The following is a 17,264-nucleotide window of genomic DNA, read 5'->3' as shown; positions in this document are numbered from 1 at the left end:
TCGGGAACACCATCATGGGCTCCACTTTCAATAGCCTGATCGGCTTGATCATTCTTGCTCTGGATATCTGGGCCATCATCAATGTACTGAAAAGCAGTGCCAGCACCGGGGCGAAAATCCTCTGGATACTGCTGATCCTGTTGCTGCCGGTATTGGGGCTGATCATCTGGGCCATTGCCGGACCGCGGGGCAATGTTCGTATCTGAGGTAGCGGCTTTATCTGCTGTAGGAGCGGATTCATCCGCGAAACCTTCCAGACGATACATATACGGGGGCTTTCGCGAATGAATTCGCTACTACATGCCTGTATTACCTTCTACGGACCATCAAGTTTGCGGTCATGCAGTGATGAGGTTCGACCTGTCATCTTTCGCAACGTAGAATGCGCGCCTTTCTTGTGGGCGGTCGGCCGTCCTGTCATCAGTCTTTAGCGGGAGCTTACCCATGAGCGATTATCAGGAAACGTTATACGAAGGCTATGGCCAACGCTTTCGTATGGAAAAAATGCTGCACGAAGTCCGTACGGAACATCAGCATCTGGTGATTTTCCAGAACCCGCGCATGGGGCGGGTCATGGCGCTGGATGGCGTGATCCAGACCACCGAAGCCGATGAGTTCATCTACCACGAGATGCTGACCCATGTGCCGATCCTGGCTCATGGAGCTGCCAAGCGTGTACTGATCATTGGTGGCGGTGACGGCGGCATGCTGCGCGAAGTCGCCAAGCACTTGAGCGTCGAGCACATCACCATGGTCGAGATCGACGCCACCGTAGTGGAAATGTGCAAGGAGTTCCTGCCCAACCACTCCAGCGGTGCCTTCGAGGACTCGCGTCTGAATCTGGTGATCGATGACGGCATGCGTTTCGTCGCGACCACCGAAGAGAAGTTCGATGTGATCATTTCCGACTCCACCGACCCGATCGGGCCGGGTGAAGTGCTGTTCTCGGAAAACTTCTATCAGGCCTGCCATCGCTGCCTGAACGAAAACGGCATCCTGGTTACCCAGAACGGCACACCGTTCATGCAATTGAGCGGCGTGCAGACGACTGCTGGCCGTATGAATGGCCTGTTCGCGGACTGGCATTTCTATCAGGCGGCAATCCCCACCTACATCGGTGGCGCGATGACCTTCGCCTGGGGTTCTACCAATACCACCTATCGCAAGCTGCCACTGGAAACCCTGCGCCAGCGCTTTGCCGGCAGCGGTATTGTTACTCGCTATTACAACCCGGAAATCCACATCGGCGCGTTCGCCTTGCCGCAGTACGTGCTGCAGGCAGTGAGCAAACCCAGCAACGACTGAGGTTTTTCTACCACAGGCATGATCTGAGTCCCTCAAGGTCATGCCAGCAGGGGCAGTTATCACAGTACGGTGTCTGGTGCTTGCCAGGTGCCGTACAACAAATTTTTCACACCCGCTTGTCGAAAATGGCGCGCGATCATTCAGGGCCTCGTCCTGACAAGCGCTAAAAACACGGCAATCACGTAATATCTGCCCCCCATGCGCTGCCTCCTGTTTCGGGTCGGCAGGTATCGCATATCCGACTCAACTCCTGAATCCACCGGATCCTGACAAAAATGGCTAACACGGACGCCCAGATTCATCGGCAAGCTTTGTCCCGTCTGCAACACCCAACCGTCAAATCACACCTGGCCTACATCCTGCTCAGCGGCCTGACCCTGATGGTGATGTACACTCTGCTGCGTATCGGGTTGCTGGTCTACAACCGTGAAATGATTGGCGAGACGCCAGCGTCGACCTTTATCGAAGCGTTGTTCAACGGCATGCGTTTCGACCTGCGCCTGACGATCTATCTGCTCATTCCTCTGATGCTGTCGCTGTTCAGTGTCCGTGCCATGGCTGCACGGGGTTTCTTCCGGTTCTGGCTGACCCTGGTCGGCAGCATCACGCTGTTCCTCGGCCTGATGGAAATGGACTTCTATCGTGAGTTCCACCAGCGCCTGAACGGTCTGGTGTTCCAGTACGTGAAGGAAGATCCGAAGACCGTCCTGAGCATGCTCTGGTACGGCTTCCCGGTGGTTCGTTATCTGCTGGCGTGGGCACTGGTTACCTGGTTGTTGAGCCTGGTGTTCAAGGGCATCGATCGCGTGACTCGTCCGCGTCGCGAATTCAGCGTTGGCAGTGGCAGCAATCGCTCGATTGCGCCCTGGTACATGCGCGTCGGTGTGTTCTTCGTCGTGCTGGTCATTGCTGTCATTTCTGCCCGTGGCACCTTGCGTCAAGGCCCGCCACTGCGTTGGGGCGATGCTTACACCACCGAATCGAACTTCGCCAACCAGTTGGGCCTCAACGGCACGCTGACGCTGATCACGGCCGCGAAAAGCCGCATGTCCGAAGATCGCGACAATATCTGGAAAGCCACCTTGCCTCAGTCTGAGGCACAGCAGGTCGTGCGCGACATGCTGCTGACCAGCCATGACCAGTTGATCGATCCGAACATTGCGGCAGTACGTCGCGATTTCACGCCGCCCGTTGAAAACACGCTGCCAATCCGCAACGTTGTGGTCATCCTGATGGAAAGCTTCGCAGGCCACTCGGTCGGCGCTCTGGGCGATAAAGCCAACATCACCCCTTACTTCGACAAACTGTCCAAGGAAGGTCTGCTGTTCGATCACTTCTTCTCCAACGGCACCCACACCCACCAGGGCATGTTCGCTACCATGGCGTGCTTCCCGAACCTGCCGGGCTTCGAGTACCTGATGCAGACGCCAGAAGGCAGCCACAAACTGTCGGGCCTGCCGCAACTGCTCAGCACCGGGCGCAACTACGACGATGTCTATGTCTACAACGGCAACTTTGCCTGGGACAACCAGTCGGGTTTCTTCAGCAACCAGGGCATGACCAACTTTGTCGGTCGTGAAGACTTCGTCAACCCGGTGTTCTCCGACCCGACCTGGGGTGTTTCCGACCAGGACATGTTCGACCGTGGCGCCGAGGAGCTCAAAGCCCGCCAGAACGGCAAGCCGTTCTATGCCTTGCTGCAAACCCTGTCCAACCACACGCCTTACGCCTTGCCGGAAAACCTGCCGGTGGAGCGCGTGACAGGCCATGGTTCGCTGGACGAGCATTTGACCGCCATGCGTTATTCCGACTGGGCACTGGGACAATTCTTCGAGAAGGCCAAGAAAGAGCCTTACTTCAAGAACACCCTGTTCGTAGTGCTGGGTGACCATGGTTTTGGCAACAAGATGCAACTGACCGAAATGGACCTGGGCCGCTTCAACGTGCCATTGCTTCTGATCGGGCCGGGCGTGCAGGAGAAGTTCGGCCAGCGCAGCAGCATCGTGGGTACCCAGGTCGATGTGGTGCCGACCATCATGGGCCGTCTGGGCGGTCAGACCCGCAACCAGTGCTGGGGACGCGATCTGCTGAACCTGCCTGAAGGCGACAAGGGCTTTGGTGTGATCAAGCCGTCGGGCAGCGAGCAGGTGGTCGCCATCATCCATGGCAACCGTATCCTGATCGAACCTACGGAAATGCCTGCCAAGGTCATGACCTACACCCTGGGTGCAAACCCGCATGCCGAAGTGGTGCCCGATGCTCCGGACACGGCCGAGCTCAAGCAGAAGCTGGAAAGCTTCCTGCAGACCGCTACCAAGAGTCTTCTGGATAACACCGCCGGTGTAGAGGCCAGCAAGAACCGTAACTGATACCGCTGGCTACACAAGGAAAGGCCCTCTGCATCCGATGCGAGGGCCTTTCTTTTTGCCTGCATTTTTCTGGAACGAATGCCGCAGCAAAAAGGTCAAGATCATGTAAGCCAGCGTTCTGGCTTCGTTCGGGAGGTATTGATGAAACAGTGGGTCATTTCGTATCTCGATAAAGATGGCGTGCAGCAGCGCCATGATATTGATTCACCGGAACGCCCAAGCGAGGAGGTTGCGGCACGTCTTCTGCGTCCGATTCTGTTTCCGGTCACGGATGAGCTGGATCTCAATGATCTTGAAGGACGCACCGAGGAGCCGACAGTCAAAACCCTCAAGGACCACAACAGTGTGCAGATTATTTCCATTACAGAAGTAATCTGACTCATTTGCGCCTGCAAAGACTTGTTGTGTCAGGCACTTGGCAGCAGGCCCTAGTTGGGTCTACTCTGCAAACGAGGCTGATCCGTCAGCCTTCCAATGTCGAAACCGGGTTGCTACAGATCCGGTCTGGTCAGCTTCATGCTTGATTCCCCACTGCGGATTAACTGTCGTGTGGCGACCACCAGTCAGGTGGTCGTTCTGGAAGAGTTGAAACTCTATCTATCGTTGCATAGGAGGACGTTTCATGAGCACAGCCTATCAAGAGGACATCAGCAGTCATGTACTGCGCCGCATGAAAGAAGGCGGTTTTGATTTTGCACGTACCTATCCTATCGAGTTCTACGCCGTCTTCCCGGATGAGGAACGGGCGCGGCAGGCTGCAGGACAATTTCGTGGTGAGTCCATCAATACCCAGATTAATGTGCGTGACGACGGTGCGTGGCACTTGCAATTGAGCAAGGTGATGTATGCCACCTATGACGGCATCGGCGACTTCGAGCATGACTTCCAGAACGTGATCTCGCCGATGGACGGTGAGGTTGAAGGATGGGGCGTCACAGCGGAGGTCAGAAGACTGCACGCATGAATCATCTGTCTGTTAGTAACACGACCGGTCAATTGCGGAGTATGCCGCCATTGGCCGGTCGTGCTTTTGGCCGCCGGAAAAGGAACGGATGCAGCCGATGGGCAAAAAAAAGCCACTCGATGGAGTGGCTTGAAGGGAAGTCCGGTTAGAAAAGCGCCAGGGCGCAAACTCCAGAAAAAAAATCGAGACAGGCAATCGGGCCTTTGTTTGCTCGGTTACTGGCGATTATGGCGAACTAATATCCCCCAATGAAATCAACACTGACTATGCTGGTGATAGATTTCGCGATTGCCTGACGCTTCCGAATGAGGCGTAGGAGAAATGGTCATGGCATTTATTGCACAGGAATGGTGCGTTGAATGTCTGTTGTTTGCGTAAATCATTGATATCAAAGCGTTTATGCCGATGGCACGGGCCTTGCGAAGGCCTGTAGGTCCATGGTGACAAGGAGTACGGCATGATCCGCACCTTTTATGACGAGATGTACGACGCTGGCGGCCAGGTCCGCCCGCATTACCGGGAATTTGCCCGCTGGTTGGGTGACACGCCCCCTGAGCTTCTGGCTCAGCGTCGGCGTGAAGCCGACCTGTTGTTTCATCGCGCCGGGATCACGTTCACGCTCTATGGTGACGAGCAGGGGACCGAAAGGCTGATCCCCTTCGATACGATTCCGCGCAGCATTCCGGCCAGTGAGTGGCGGGTTGTGGAGCGCGGCTGCATTCAGCGCGTCAAGGCGCTGAACATGTTTCTTGCGGACCTGTACCACGATCAACGGATCATCAAGGCGGGGATCATTCCTGCCGAGCAGGTTCTGGCCAACGAGCAATATCAGTTGGCAATGCAAGGCCTGAATCTGCATCGCGATCTGTATTCGCACATTTCCGGGGTCGACCTGGTACGCGACGGCGATGGCACGTATTACGTGCTTGAAGACAACCTGCGTACCCCGAGCGGCGTGAGCTACATGCTCGAAGACCGCAAGATGATGATGCGCCTGTTCCCGGAGCTGTTCGCCGCGCAACGCATCGCCCCCATCGATCACTACCCGAACCTGTTGCTCGACACGCTCAAGAGTTCGAGTCATCTGGACAATCCGAGCGTGGTGGTCCTGACGCCGGGTCGTTTCAACAGCGCCTTTTTCGAGCACGCCTTTCTGGCGCGTGAGATGGGGGTCGAACTGGTGGAAGGTGCTGATCTTTTCGTGCGCGATGATCGCGTCTTCATGCGCACCACCGACGGTCCCAAAGCCGTTGATGTGATCTACCGCCGTCTGGACGATGCCTTCCTGGATCCGCTGGCCTTCAACCCGGATTCGATGCTCGGTGTGCCGGGCCTGCTGTCGGCCTACCGTTCCGGCAATGTGGTTCTGGCAAATGCCATCGGGACTGGAGTTGCGGACGACAAGTCGATCTATCCCTATGTGACGGACATGATCCGTTTCTATCTGGATGAAGAGCCGATCCTCAAGAACGTGCCGACCTGGCAGTGCCGCAAGCCCGAAGAGCTGTCCCATGTGCTGGCCAATCTGGGTGATCTGGTGGTCAAGGAAACCCAGGGTTCCGGCGGTTACGGGATGCTGGTCGGCCCTGCAGCGACCGCTGCGGAAATCGAAGCCTTCCGTGCCCGTCTCAAAGCCAAGCCACACGCATATATCGCCCAACCGACCTTGTCCCTGTCGACCTGTCCGACCTTCGTCGAGAAAGGCATCGCCCCGCGACATATCGACTTGCGCCCATTTGTCCTTTCCGGTCGCGAAACCCGCGTCGTGCCTGGCGGGCTTACCCGAGTAGCGTTGCGTGAAGGCTCGCTGGTGGTGAACTCGTCGCAGGGTGGTGGAACCAAGGACACTTGGGTGGTCGAGGATTAAGGATGCCTGCCAATGCTAAGTAGAACTGCCTCGGATCTTTTCTGGATGTCGCGTTACCTGGAGCGAGCGGAGAACCTCGCCCGAATGATGGACGTGAGTTATTCGCTGTCATTGATGCCTCAGGACGGGCGCGGTGGGCTGGACGAAATTGCCATGCCACTGCTGATTACCGGAACCCTGGATACCTATGTGGAGCGCCATGGCGCACTGCATGCCGAACGCATGCTGCATTTCTTCGCCCTGGATGCCAGCAACCCGGCCAGCATCTATAGCTGCCTTGGCGCGGCACGTGCCAGTGCCCATGCGGTGCGCGGGCGAATTACCGCGGACATGTGGGAAAACATCAACTCCACCTGGCTGGAGATTCGCGGGATCGCCGAGCAAGGATTGGCGCGCTATGGCATGAGCCATTTCTGCGAATGGGTGAAAGAGCGTTCCCATTTGTTCCGGGGCGCGACCTACGGCACCATCATGCGTAACGATGCGTTCCGTTTCATTCGTCTGGGGACCTTTATCGAGCGTGCCGACAACACCCTGCGCATGCTCGATGCCCGTTACGAAATGCTGGAATTGCGTGGGCCGCAGGCCAATGCGGCGGCTGACAACTCCGCCGCCGGTTACTACCAGTGGAGCGCCTTGTTGCGCGCCTTGTCGTCTTTCGAAGCTTACACCGAGCTGTACCGGGATGCGCCAGGGGCGCGTCAAGTCGCCGAGCTGTTGCTGCTGCGCGCTGACATACCGCGCTCCTTGCGTGCCTGCCTGGAAGCACTGGACCAGATTCTGTCCAGCCTGCCGGGATCCAATGGCCGTCCTGCGCAGCGCATGGCCGCCGAAATGGACGCACGCCTGCGCTATACCAGCATCGACGAGATACTGGGCGAAGGCCTGCATGAGTGGCTGAACGAGTTCATTCCCTTGGTGGCCCAGCTGGGTGATGCCATCCACACTTCATACCTGGAGGCTGCATGAGACTTTCCATTAGCCACGAGACCACCTATCACTATGATGATCAGGTTCGGGCCAGCATCCAGTACCTGCGTCTGACGCCTCATGACAGCGAGCGCCAACAGATCCTGAGTTGGCAATTGAGCCTGCCGCGACCGGTGCGTGCGCAGATCGATCCGTTCGGCAATATCCTGCACGTGCTGACTCTGGACGAGCCCCATGAGTCGATCATCATCGGTGCCCGCGGGCAGGTGGAAATCGACGAAACCCGTGAGGCCGAACATGAAAGCCAGTCGGCGCTGCCATTTCTGCGTTTCACCCGCCTGACCGAAGCGGACGAAGCGATACGGGCATTCGCCACGAAGGAAAGCAGCAAGCGTACTGATCGCACGGGCTTGATCGATCTGATGCAGGCGCTGAATCAACACATCGTATACACGCCGGGCGCGACTGAGGTCGACACCAGCGCGGCCCAGGCATTTGCCGGTCGTTCAGGTGTCTGCCAGGACCACACCCATGCATTCCTGGCCTGCGCCCGCAGTCTTGGTGTGCCCGCGCGTTATGTCTCTGGTTACCTGTACAGCGAAGACAAGGATCATCTGTCCAGCCATGCCTGGGCCGAAGCCTGGATCGACGATGGCTGGTACAGCTTCGACGTTACCAACACGCTTGCGATTCCGGCACGCCATCTCAAGCTGGCGGTAGGCCTGGATTATCTGGATGCCTGCCCGGTACGCGGCATGCGCCGTGGCGGTGGTTACGAACAGATGCACGCCAAGGTGTCAGTCTCGACGCAGGTTCAGGTGCAGCACCAGTAATTCCTGTACCGCTTGTGGGAGCGAATAAATTCGCTCCTACAAGTTTGTGTACCTTAACTGATCGGCACTACTCCTACAGGTGGTTTACTCCGCCGGATCATCGGTAATGTCATAGAGCGCATTATGCAGCTCTTCATAATTGCCGCCGTTGATGACACTGAAGTAACCGGCTTGTCTGAGTTTGTCCTGGGCTCTGCTCGCCTTTTCGTTCGAGCTGCTGAAGATGACGAAAACAGAGTTGCGGTCGGCGAGCACCTGTTTCAGTTGATTGACCAGGCGAGCATCCTCGACCCGAACCGCATTGAGCACGGTGCCAGCGTCGTACTCGGTCTGGCTGCGCACATCCACTGCCAGTTTCCCTTCCTTCAAGGCCGCCACAGCAACGGCCTGCTCGACCTCACCTGCCTGCGCCGTGAAGCTGCAAGCCAGAATTCCCAGTGCTATCCATTGACGCATAAACCTGTCTCCCATCATTTGACAGGAAGATTGGCACAGATATGAGCGCTTCGGTAGCGCACGCCGGATCAGCCGAACAACCGGTTCAGATTGGGCAGGATCAAGATAAGAGTGGTTGCAAATACAATAAGCCCCGCCTGACGTATCTTTGAATGCTTGAACATGGCTGACTGCCTTTTGTTGTTATTCCTGAGCGACAAAAGCTCACCGAATTCATCAAGTCCGAAATCGGGCAGCTGGCAAAGGTGGTGCTGATGAACGGGTGGTCTCGGCCATATCGCCGCAGACCTGACGCTGGATGTATTTTTATCGCGCCTTCCTGTTACAGATTTAACCTTAGAGGCCCCATTGTCTGTGGCTTAGAACTATTAGGTATTTATATATCTTAATTTATGACTAAAGGTTATTTAGACGTTGCTGATAACATGGTCAGGCCTTGGCTAGAGGCTTTGAGGGCAGATCATTAGCCTTCTACCGTTCGTCTGGCCGAGGTGTGTCCTGCTCGCTATACCGTGTGGGGGGCCATACCGATACTGGCTTCTTGCTTTGGTCGTGCCATTCAGGGCAGGCTTTGCCCGTGCGCTATTGCCTTTTTACTGTTTCAGGTCCTTTTTTATGTCGTTACGCATCTGCATTCTGGAAACCGACATCCTGCGCCCGGAGTTGGTTGAGCAATATCAGGGGTATGGGCGGATGTTCGAGTTATTGTTTGCGCGCCAACCCTTTGCCGTACAGCTCAGTGTCTACAACGTGGTGCAGGGCATTTATCCACCCGAAGACGAACGTTTCGATGCCTATCTGGTGACCGGCAGCAAGGCCGACTCGTTTGGCAGCGATCCCTGGATTCAGACGCTCAAGGTCTACCTGCTCAAGCTGTACGAGCGGGGCGACAAACTGTTGGGGATCTGCTTCGGGCACCAGTTGCTGGCGCTGTTGCTGGGTGGCAAGACCGAGCGCGCCAGCCAGGGCTGGGGAGTGGGCATTCATCATTATCAACTGGCTGACCCGCAACCCTGGATGGCACCGGCCATCGACAAGCTGACGCTGTTGATCAGCCACCAGGATCAGGTCACGGTATTACCGGAAAATGCGACGGTGATCGCTTCCAGCGATTTCTGCCCGTACGCGGCTTATCACATCAATCATCAGGTCCTGTGTTTCCAGGGGCACCCCGAATTCATTCACGAGTTTTCCCGCTCCTTGCTGGACCTGCGCCAGCAAGCGTTGGGTGAGCAGGTTTATCGCAAGGGGCTGGACAGCCTGGACCATGAACACCACGGCGCAACCGTGGCTGAGTGGATCACGCGCTTTGTGGCGCACAAGCCGGATTCGAGCGTGGCTTGAAGCTTGATGGCTCCCGGCGCCGCACTGGCATCGGGAGCTTTTGCCGGTTACAGCCAGCCCGAGCGCTTGAAGCTGGTGAACAAGGCTGCGCAGCCTCCAACGATCACCCCCAGCACCGCGAAATAGCCGTAGTGCCATGTCAGCTCCGGCATGTTCTCGAAGTTCATCCCGTAGATGCCGGCGACAGCAGTCGGAAACGCCAGGATTGCCGCCCAGGCCGCGAACTTGCGCTGCACGATGCTTTGTCGCGATGACTCCAGCAACAGACCGATCTCGATGGTCTGGCTGGCGATGTCCCGCAGATTGCCCAGGTCTTCCATTTGCCGTTTGACGTGAATCTCAACGTCGCGAAAGTACGGACGCATGTTCTTGTCGATGAAGGGAAAGCTCAGTTTCTGAAGCTCTTCGCCGACTTCCACCATGGGCGACACGTAGCGGCGCAGACGAAGAAGATCCCGGCGCAGGCTGTGAATGCGATGGATGTAGGCTTCATTCAGGATGCCGCCGAGTACGCTTTGCTCCAGCTCTTCCAGCTCGGCATGGATGGCTTCTGTCACCGGTTGGTAACTCTCGGTCACGAAGTCCAGCAGGGCGTAGAGCACGAAGTCTTCGCCATGCTCCAGCAGCAGCGGCCTGGCTTCACAGCGCTGGCGCACAATCCCATAGGATTTTGAGTGGCCGTTGCGCGAGGTGATGATGTAGCCCTTACCCGCGAAAATATGGGTTTCGATGAACTGCAGTCTGCCGTTTTCCCGCACCGGCGCGTAGGTGACGATAAACAGTGCATCGCCGAAGGTTTCCAGTTTGGGGCGGCTGTGGACTTCCAGCGCATCCTCGATAGCCAGTTCGTGCAGGTTGAATTGCTCTTTGAGGCTTTCCAGTTCTTGCGGGGTGGGCTGCTCCAGCCCGATCCAGACAAAGTGATCCGGCTTGGCTGCCCAGGCTGCGCCTTCTTCAAGGGTGATATTGCTGACTTTCTTGCCTTTGCTGTAAACCGCTGCTGCAACAACTCGGCCCATATCGTTTCGCTTCTTGTTCAAGGAGTGGCTGTGATGCAAAAAGGATTGCGTCATGGCTCAACACGATAAAGCCCGCGTTGGCGGGCTTCATGGCTGTCGAGCGCAAGGCTTAGAGCGAAAGCTGCTTGTCGAGTTCTATGGCGGCATCCAATGTATCGAGCAGCGCTTTTCTGACCTTGAGCTTGGTTTTTCTGTGGGCGTTCATATTGATCTTCTTCAGTTGCAGGGCCGCGGTGCGGGCGGTTTCCTGCAACTCGTCGATGCTGACCACCTTGTCCAGAAAGCCCGCGTTCAGTGCGCCTTGGGGGTCGAACATCTCGGCGTTGATCACCGAACGATGAAACGCGGACTTGCGCAGACGGTCACGTGCCAGCTCGATGCCCACATGGTGCATGGTCATGCCGATCTGTACTTCATTGAGGCCGATATTGAAGGGACCTTCGACCCCGATCCGGTAATCGGCGGACAGCAACAGGAATGCACCCTTGGCCACGGCATGGCCCGGGCAGGCGACAATGATGGGGAAGGGGTGCGCCAGCATGCGTCGCGCCAGTGTCGAACCACGGGATACCAGGTCGATGGCCGCTTCGGCGCTGGAGGTCATGACCTTGAGGTCATAACCGCCCGAGAGAATACCCGGTTGCCCTGTGACGATCACCACGGCACGATCTGTCTCGGCCTGATCCAGCGCGGCATTGAATGCGGCGATCACATCCGGCGAGATGGCGTTGACCTTGCCGTTGTTGAGGGTCAGCGTGGCAATACCATCTTCAAGCTGGTACGAGATCAGATCGCTCATGGCGCAATTCCTTCTTGTTGAGATGCGCAGACGTTACTCAGCTCAAACCATCAGGTAAAGCGCTGACTGATCGGTCATGAACGGATTGTGAGGTCACCCACGAAGCAAACCGGTAGGAGTGAATTCATTCGCGAAGCGTCATTCGAGGCGATAGATTCTCTTCGGATGTACGGGCACCTTCGCGAATGAGTTCGCTACCAAGAAAAAACCATTTAATTCATGATGTTACGTCTTGTTGGATAAGAGGCGATCTTGCCGTAAACAATGCCACTTTCCCCGTGACCTCCACCGTCACGTCCTTGAAATGCAAGGCCAGGGCATTGCGCAGGCTGGCAACGCTGTCACTGCGATTACCAAAGATGCCTTTCTTGTTATAGACATCCATCAGCTTGCGACCAAACCCGTTGTGCCCGGCTTCGTCGCCCAGAATGGTTGCGCCGAACAGCACACCGTCATCTTTCAGGCGAGTCTTGAGGTTGGCGAAAACCTGGGCCTTGTCGCTCATGGTTCCGGGCAGGCAGTGCAGCAGATAGAACAGAGAGATCGAGTCAAACCCTGTCTCATGCCCGGGTTCAAACGGCTTGAACACATCGTGGCGGATCACCCGGATGCCCGGCCGCCCGAAGCGCTGGCGTGCGGCTTCCAGGCTGCTGCTGTTGAGGTCCAGCAAGGTGACTTCGGTACTGATGGGCAGATTGGCATTGGCCAGGTAATAGCCGGTGCCGACGCCTACATCCAGATGGCGTGCGCCGACATGGCGATTGAAGAACGGCTGCAATACCTGAGTCGTCGAGCACTGCCAGGCAAAACGATTGGAAACCCCCAGGACCCACCAGTCATAAAGTTTCAGGGTCAGGGGAGAGTAAACGGCTGCGCCCGCTTCGGAAGAATGGTTCATGGCACTTCTATTCCTTGTACAGGCCCGGGATTACTGTTCGATTTCGTTCAGTTCGCAATACTCGTCCCAGTCCATGCCCAAGGCTTCGGCCACCTGTGCGTGGGCTTCAAGGCGCATGCTCTTGAGCTGTTCCGGGGATTCTGCAATCAATTGCAAAGCCAGTTCCCAGGGTTCGATACCCTGATCCTCGGCTTCATCCTCAAAGGCCCATTGCGCCTGCTGCTTCTGTTCTTCGGGGCTGAGGTTCTTGATTTCATCCTGCAAGGTCGGATGGGTCGAGAGGTATTTCGCCAGGGCGGCTTCGTTCCACTCCAGTGCATTCATGCCGGGTTTCCTCAAACTCATGGGGTAGCCAGGCCTGCCGGGGGAGGCAGGTCTGGCGAGATCGCGAGATTGTGAGGGAACATTTCAAACGCTGCCAGTGCTGGCACTGCTGAATACATCGTGCCACAAGCAGGAAGCCGTCATTTGTCTGACATGAAACCTGATCCCAGCTCCGCTCCTGTAAGTGGATCGGCATCCGGGTCGGACTTGGTGCGTTCCTTCATCATGTTCAGGGTCAGCACATCCTCTTCATCGAGCGCCACTGAGGCAGTGCCATCGCCTCCGTCAACGGCAGGTTGAGGGTTTTCTACATACTCGAACTCTTCATCACTGTTCCATGGCCCGCGAAGGTTCGGTTCGCCACTGGACATGCTGAAGTAGGTGCGGGTGAATTCCGGCATGCCGGGCAGTTTGCCCTGCGGGAAGTTTGGCTGGATCGAGTGCAGCGCTTTTTCGAAGGACTTCTGGTGGGCGATCTCGCGGGTCATCAGGAAGCCCAGCGCCTCCTTGATGCCAGGGTCGTCGACGACATTCAGCAGCCTTTCGTAAACGATCTTGGCCCGGGCTTCGGCGGCAATGTTGGAGCGGAAGTCGGCGGTGGGTTCGGTGATAGTGTCGATGTAGGCCGCGGTCCATGGAACGCCCGCAGAGTTGACCAGCGGAGCGCCGCCACCATAAAGCACGCTGGTGATATGCGAGTCGTTACCCGCACCATGGATGCTGCGATACAGTTCACCTTCTTCCTGCACGCCTTCGGCCATCTGTCCTTTCGCGCCGCGGTTGAGCATGACGATGATCGAGCCCACGACCTCAAGGTGGCTCAGCTCTTCCGTGGCAATGTCCATCAACAGGTCCTTGCGACCCGGATCCTCTTCGGCCAGGGCTTGCGTGAAGTAACGGGTCGCTGCTGCCAGTTCACCCTGGGCGCCACCGAACTGCTCCAGCAGAAGATTGGCAAGACCGGGATTGGGCTCGGCGACACGGACGGTGTACTGAAGTCTTTTGTTGTGTAAAAACATTGTGCGTTCCTCAATACTCAGGTTTGTGCGCGTTTGCCACTTCGGGCAATGGCGCAGACATAAGTTTCGAGAAGGCCTGAAGACTAAAGATTCTTTGTTTATTCGTTTACTGCGATGAGCGGAATCAGGCGAATAGTTCAAGGCGACTGATGAACTGTCGTTTCAGATTAAACGAGGGCTGCGCAAAAGGTGCATAGCCGCCTGAGCGGCTACGCCCTTACGTTTACTTCTTGGCTTCGAGATCGGGGTTTCTGGAGCGAGCCAAAAAGGCTGCCGTGATTTCAGGAAGGTGTTCAAGCAGCCATTTCGCCATGGCTTCTTCCTGCTGAAGCGTTTCCTCGCAGGCCCTTTGGGTTTCAGGATCTCCCGCCACCTTCGCAGCTTCGATCAATACCGTGTAAGCCGCGATTTCCACGTTCTCGAACACGTATCCCGACATCGCACCTTTCACGACCTCATCGCTCATCATCGAGCCACCTACCGCCTGACCGAACGCCATGACCTTGCCAGTCAGATCCTTCAGGGTGGAAGGGCTTTCGTCATACCGGGAAAGGCATTCACTGATACGTTGTTGCTGACCTCGTGTCTCTTCGATGTGCTGCTCGATGCGCCTTTTGAGGCTTTGGTAATGTTCCAGGCGCTCAGCCTGTGCGGTGAGCATCTTTTCAGCCTGCTGCTCCATTGCATGGGCATCACGCAGCCAATCGATAAGGTTTTCCTGTGGGGTAGCCATGTGTTCGTCCTCGTTGTGACGTTAATGGGGATACGCACGGATGAGCCATTCGACGACTGCGGATTTCCATCTTTTCCGTGCCGGGCAATGCCCGCATTCGGTAGAGCCGGGGAGGGTGACGGGGTTCGCGGTATTTGTTGGCCGTCCGTCATTAATGACAGGGCAAAAAAGGGGTGTAGAAAATCTGATACACGGCAGGTACAAAAAATTGACGCCATGATGATGTCAATCTACAATCGCGCCGAATTTGATATCAATATGATATTGCAGGGACGCACCGTGTACTCCTACGCCTCCAGAACAGCTTTGCTTGTTCTCTTCGCTGTCACTCCCCTTGTTTCCCTGGCTGCCCCGACCCCCGGTGAGCAGGATCTGATCCGCGACCGTCAGGACCGATTGCTCGAAGAGCAGCGCCGCCGTCTGGAAGAGCTCAAGGATTTACCCGGCGCTCAGCCAGCCCCCCAAGCCCCCGAGGCTCCGGTCGATACGCGCTGTTTCAGAATTGACGTCATCGAACTCAAGGGCGCCGATTCATTGTCGGCCGGTGAGCGCGAAACCCTGCTCAAGCCCTTTCTGGGCGAATGCCTGGGTGTTGCCCAGCTCAACGATGTACTCAAGGCCGTCACCGATCACTACATCGACAAGGGATGGGTCACGACCCGTGCCTACCTGCCGCAGCAGGATCTGTCCAAGGGCCATCTCGAAGTCCTCGTCGTAGAAGGCAAGATGGAAAACCTGCGCAGTGGTGAGGGCAGCGGCCTGACCCCGCGTGAGCTGGCCATGACCTTTCCAGGCAGTGAAGGCGGCGTACTGAACCTGCGCGAGATCGAGCAGATGGTTGATCAGCTCAATCGCCTGCCGTCCAACAAGGCGCAGATGGAGCTGACACCGGGCCAGGCCGTCGGCGGCAGTGACGTATTGGTCAATAACACCCCGCAGAAACCCTGGCGAGCGAACCTGTCGCGCAATAACGAAGGCCAGCGCAGCACGGGTAAACAGCAGTGGAACGCCGGTCTGGAATGGGACAGCCCGTTGGGCCTGGCGGATCAGTTGAGTCTGCGCGGCGGTCACGATGGCATCAGCGATCACCAGAAAACCTCCAGAAACCACATGTTGGCCTACAGCCTGCCGTGGGGTTGGTGGACGTTGAGTTATACCTACAGCGAAAGCGAATATCGCTCGCTGGCCCAGGCCAACGGCTTCAATTTCAAGCAGACCGGTGACAGCCAGAATCATCAGTTGCGCATCGAGCGTGTGATCCATCGCGATTCTGTGAGCAAGACTTCCCTCAGTACCGGGCTGGCCTATCTGCGCACCAACAATTACATCGAAGACAGCAAGCTGGCCTTGAGCAGCAATCGCCTGAGCGAAGCCCAGTTCGGTATCAACCATGGGCGTCGGATCGGTTCTGCGTTCGTCAACCTCGATCTGGGCATGCAACAAGGCACCGGCGCTTTCGATGCCCAGGACAATGGTCATCCAGGCCCCGGCGAAGCCGATGCCCGCTATCGCAAATACACCGGCACCCTGAGCTACCTGCAACCCTTTCAGCTCTGGGGCGAAAACTTCAGCTTCACCAGCCTGGCCACCGGCCAGCGCAGCGAGGATGTCCTGTTCAGTCCGCAACGGATGAGCCTGGGTGGATCCTCCTCGGTACGTGGTTACAAGGACCAGTTTCTGTCCGGCGACAGTGGCGGTTACTGGCGCAACGAATTGCGTCTGACGCGCCCGGTGACTCTGGACTGGCTGCACCCTGTGTTCAGCGAGTATGGCGCGGCGGCCGGTTACGACCAGGGCGTGATCCGCAATGACCGCTACAACGGCGAAGCGCACGGTCGCCTGTCCAGCAACTCGTTTGAAGCCTTTACCCGTGGCCAGCATGTGGCGCTCAGCGTGACCTTTGCGCACTCCCTGGAACGCCCGGCTGACCAGATCGAGCGCGAAGCGCCGGTCTACCTGCGCATGGATTTCTTCCTCTAAACCCGTTTTTTCGAGACCGCCCACATGGACGTCCGCCAACTGGCTTTTCTTGCCCGTCAGCCTTCTGCTGCCCTGAAAGAACGTGAACACTTCTGGGGCCTGCCCAAACGCGGCATTGCGCTGATCCTGGCCAATGCCATGTTCTGGCAGCCGATGTGGGCACAGGCCGACGGGATTGTGGTCAGTGGGGCGGGGACCGGTCTGGCGCAGGCGGGCAATGGCGTACCGATCGTCAATATCGCGACGCCCAATGCCACGGGGCTGTCGCACAACCAGTTCCAGCAGTACAACGTCGATGCTCAGGGCCTGATCCTCAACAACATTGCCCAGCAGACCGGCGCGACCCAACTGGGCGGGATCATCGTCGGCAACCCGAACATGAACAACGGGGTGGCGGCGCAGGTCATCCTCAACGAAGTGGTGG

General features: G+C 57.1%; 18 protein-coding genes. 11 read left to right on the top strand and 7 right to left on the bottom strand.

Going from position 1 to position 17,264, the window contains the following annotated elements; all coding sequences use genetic code 11:
• Positions 1-14 precede the first annotated feature (14 nt).
• The 8 genes from CKW23_RS22790 to CKW23_RS22755 all read left to right on the top strand — a co-directional run bounded on the left by CKW23_RS22790 (position 15) and on the right by CKW23_RS22755 (position 8,268).
• Entirely contained in the window at positions 15-206 is a 192-nt protein-coding gene (locus CKW23_RS22790; RefSeq protein WP_025259373.1) for a PLDc N-terminal domain-containing protein, read from the top strand.
• Positions 207-444: 238 nt separating this feature from the next.
• The gene (speE, locus tag CKW23_RS22785; RefSeq protein WP_025259374.1) at positions 445-1,305 is read left to right on the top strand and encodes a polyamine aminopropyltransferase; all 861 of its coding nucleotides are present in this window, start codon (positions 445-447) and stop codon (positions 1,303-1,305) included.
• Between the two features lie 275 nt (positions 1,306-1,580).
• Entirely contained in the window at positions 1,581-3,674 is a 2,094-nt protein-coding gene (locus tag CKW23_RS22780; protein WP_095068383.1) for an LTA synthase family protein, read from the top strand.
• Positions 3,675-3,815: 141 nt separating this feature from the next.
• The gene (locus CKW23_RS22775; protein WP_025259376.1) at positions 3,816-4,052 is read left to right on the top strand and encodes a hypothetical protein; all 237 of its coding nucleotides are present in this window, start codon (positions 3,816-3,818) and stop codon (positions 4,050-4,052) included.
• A 244-nt stretch (positions 4,053-4,296) separates the two neighbouring features.
• Positions 4,297-4,638, top strand: a complete 342-nt coding sequence (locus CKW23_RS22770) for a ribonuclease E inhibitor RraB (protein ID WP_025259377.1) — start codon at positions 4,297-4,299, stop codon at positions 4,636-4,638.
• Positions 4,639-5,095: 457 nt separating this feature from the next.
• Entirely contained in the window at positions 5,096-6,505 is a 1,410-nt protein-coding gene (locus tag CKW23_RS22765) for a circularly permuted type 2 ATP-grasp protein (protein ID WP_025259378.1), read from the top strand.
• Between the two features lie 12 nt (positions 6,506-6,517).
• Positions 6,518-7,474, top strand: a complete 957-nt coding sequence (locus CKW23_RS22760; protein WP_025259379.1) for an alpha-E domain-containing protein — start codon at positions 6,518-6,520, stop codon at positions 7,472-7,474.
• Positions 7,471-8,268, top strand: coding sequence for a transglutaminase family protein (locus CKW23_RS22755; protein WP_025259380.1), 798 nt, complete (start codon positions 7,471-7,473; stop codon positions 8,266-8,268). The genes CKW23_RS22760 and CKW23_RS22755 overlap by 4 nt, the downstream gene beginning before the upstream one ends.
• Positions 8,269-8,352: 84 nt before the next feature.
• On the opposite strand, the gene CKW23_RS22750 is transcribed toward CKW23_RS22755, so the two are convergent.
• Positions 8,353-8,724, bottom strand: coding sequence for a rhodanese-like domain-containing protein (locus CKW23_RS22750; protein WP_025259381.1), 372 nt, complete (start codon positions 8,722-8,724; stop codon positions 8,353-8,355).
• A gap of 615 nt (positions 8,725-9,339) precedes the next feature.
• Between CKW23_RS22750 and CKW23_RS22745 the strand changes: the two genes are divergently transcribed.
• Entirely contained in the window at positions 9,340-10,068 is a 729-nt protein-coding gene (locus tag CKW23_RS22745) for an amidotransferase (RefSeq protein ID WP_025259382.1), read from the top strand.
• A 47-nt stretch (positions 10,069-10,115) separates the two neighbouring features.
• Here CKW23_RS22745 and CKW23_RS22740 read toward each other — a convergent pair whose 3' ends face one another.
• The 6 genes from CKW23_RS22740 to CKW23_RS22715 form a co-directional block, all read right to left on the bottom strand.
• Complete coding sequence (locus CKW23_RS22740; RefSeq protein WP_025259383.1) at positions 10,116-11,087, bottom strand: magnesium and cobalt transport protein CorA; 972 nt, start codon at positions 11,085-11,087, stop codon at positions 10,116-10,118.
• 109 nt (positions 11,088-11,196) lie between these two features.
• Positions 11,197-11,886 carry a crotonase/enoyl-CoA hydratase family protein gene (locus CKW23_RS22735; protein WP_025259384.1) on the bottom strand — a complete coding sequence of 230 codons (690 nt, stop codon included), beginning with the start codon at positions 11,884-11,886 and terminating at the stop codon, positions 11,197-11,199.
• Positions 11,887-12,103: 217 nt separating this feature from the next.
• Positions 12,104-12,784, bottom strand: coding sequence for a bifunctional 2-polyprenyl-6-hydroxyphenol methylase/3-demethylubiquinol 3-O-methyltransferase UbiG (locus CKW23_RS22730; RefSeq protein WP_025259385.1), 681 nt, complete (start codon positions 12,782-12,784; stop codon positions 12,104-12,106).
• Between the two features lie 30 nt (positions 12,785-12,814).
• On the bottom strand, positions 12,815-13,108 hold the full coding sequence (locus tag CKW23_RS22725) for a DUF6388 family protein (protein ID WP_025259386.1): 294 nt from the start codon (positions 13,106-13,108) through the stop codon (positions 12,815-12,817).
• 140 nt (positions 13,109-13,248) lie between these two features.
• Positions 13,249-14,127: a manganese catalase family protein gene (locus CKW23_RS22720; protein ID WP_025259387.1), complete on the bottom strand. Its 879-nt coding sequence runs from the start codon at positions 14,125-14,127 to the stop codon at positions 13,249-13,251.
• A gap of 223 nt (positions 14,128-14,350) precedes the next feature.
• The gene (locus CKW23_RS22715; RefSeq protein WP_095068382.1) at positions 14,351-14,860 is read right to left on the bottom strand and encodes a ferritin-like domain-containing protein; all 510 of its coding nucleotides are present in this window, start codon (positions 14,858-14,860) and stop codon (positions 14,351-14,353) included.
• A gap of 258 nt (positions 14,861-15,118) precedes the next feature.
• On the opposite strand from CKW23_RS22715, the gene CKW23_RS22710 reads away from it, so the two are divergent.
• Positions 15,119-16,840, top strand: coding sequence for a ShlB/FhaC/HecB family hemolysin secretion/activation protein (locus tag CKW23_RS22710; RefSeq protein WP_177434670.1), 1,722 nt, complete (start codon positions 15,119-15,121; stop codon positions 16,838-16,840).
• A gap of 24 nt (positions 16,841-16,864) precedes the next feature.
• On the top strand, positions 16,865-17,264 hold a 400-nt coding region (locus CKW23_RS22705), incomplete at its 3' end, for a filamentous hemagglutinin N-terminal domain-containing protein (protein ID WP_143499005.1).

It is taken from the genome of Pseudomonas sp. Irchel 3A18 (assembly GCF_900187465.1).
GTDB classification, from domain to species: domain Bacteria; phylum Pseudomonadota; class Gammaproteobacteria; order Pseudomonadales; family Pseudomonadaceae; genus Aquipseudomonas; species Aquipseudomonas cichorii.
This window is presented reverse-complemented; position numbering and strand designations above follow the sequence as displayed.

What these genes read in the sequence shown, in the direction of transcription:
- CKW23_RS22790 (WP_025259373.1), top strand. Translation starts at nt 15, where the DNA reads ATGGGCTCCACTTTCAATAGCCTGATCGGCTTGATCATTCTTGCTCTG.
- speE (WP_025259374.1), top strand. Translation starts at nt 445, where the DNA reads ATGAGCGATTATCAGGAAACGTTATACGAAGGCTATGGCCAACGCTTT.
- CKW23_RS22780 (WP_095068383.1), top strand. Translation starts at nt 1,581, where the DNA reads ATGGCTAACACGGACGCCCAGATTCATCGGCAAGCTTTGTCCCGTCTG.
- CKW23_RS22775 (WP_025259376.1), top strand. Translation starts at nt 3,816, where the DNA reads ATGAAACAGTGGGTCATTTCGTATCTCGATAAAGATGGCGTGCAGCAG.
- CKW23_RS22770 (WP_025259377.1), top strand. Translation starts at nt 4,297, where the DNA reads ATGAGCACAGCCTATCAAGAGGACATCAGCAGTCATGTACTGCGCCGC.
- CKW23_RS22765 (WP_025259378.1), top strand. Translation starts at nt 5,096, where the DNA reads ATGATCCGCACCTTTTATGACGAGATGTACGACGCTGGCGGCCAGGTC.
- CKW23_RS22760 (WP_025259379.1), top strand. Translation starts at nt 6,518, where the DNA reads ATGCTAAGTAGAACTGCCTCGGATCTTTTCTGGATGTCGCGTTACCTG.
- CKW23_RS22755 (WP_025259380.1), top strand. Translation starts at nt 7,471, where the DNA reads ATGAGACTTTCCATTAGCCACGAGACCACCTATCACTATGATGATCAG.
- CKW23_RS22750 (WP_025259381.1), bottom strand. Translation starts at nt 8,724, where the DNA reads ATGCGTCAATGGATAGCACTGGGAATTCTGGCTTGCAGCTTCACGGCG.
- CKW23_RS22745 (WP_025259382.1), top strand. Translation starts at nt 9,340, where the DNA reads ATGTCGTTACGCATCTGCATTCTGGAAACCGACATCCTGCGCCCGGAG.
- CKW23_RS22740 (WP_025259383.1), bottom strand. Translation starts at nt 11,087, where the DNA reads ATGGGCCGAGTTGTTGCAGCAGCGGTTTACAGCAAAGGCAAGAAAGTC.
- CKW23_RS22735 (WP_025259384.1), bottom strand. Translation starts at nt 11,886, where the DNA reads ATGAGCGATCTGATCTCGTACCAGCTTGAAGATGGTATTGCCACGCTG.
- CKW23_RS22730 (WP_025259385.1), bottom strand. Translation starts at nt 12,784, where the DNA reads ATGAACCATTCTTCCGAAGCGGGCGCAGCCGTTTACTCTCCCCTGACC.
- CKW23_RS22725 (WP_025259386.1), bottom strand. Translation starts at nt 13,108, where the DNA reads ATGAATGCACTGGAGTGGAACGAAGCCGCCCTGGCGAAATACCTCTCG.
- CKW23_RS22720 (WP_025259387.1), bottom strand. Translation starts at nt 14,127, where the DNA reads ATGTTTTTACACAACAAAAGACTTCAGTACACCGTCCGTGTCGCCGAG.
- CKW23_RS22715 (WP_095068382.1), bottom strand. Translation starts at nt 14,860, where the DNA reads ATGGCTACCCCACAGGAAAACCTTATCGATTGGCTGCGTGATGCCCAT.
- CKW23_RS22710 (WP_177434670.1), top strand. Translation starts at nt 15,119, where the DNA reads ATGATATTGCAGGGACGCACCGTGTACTCCTACGCCTCCAGAACAGCT.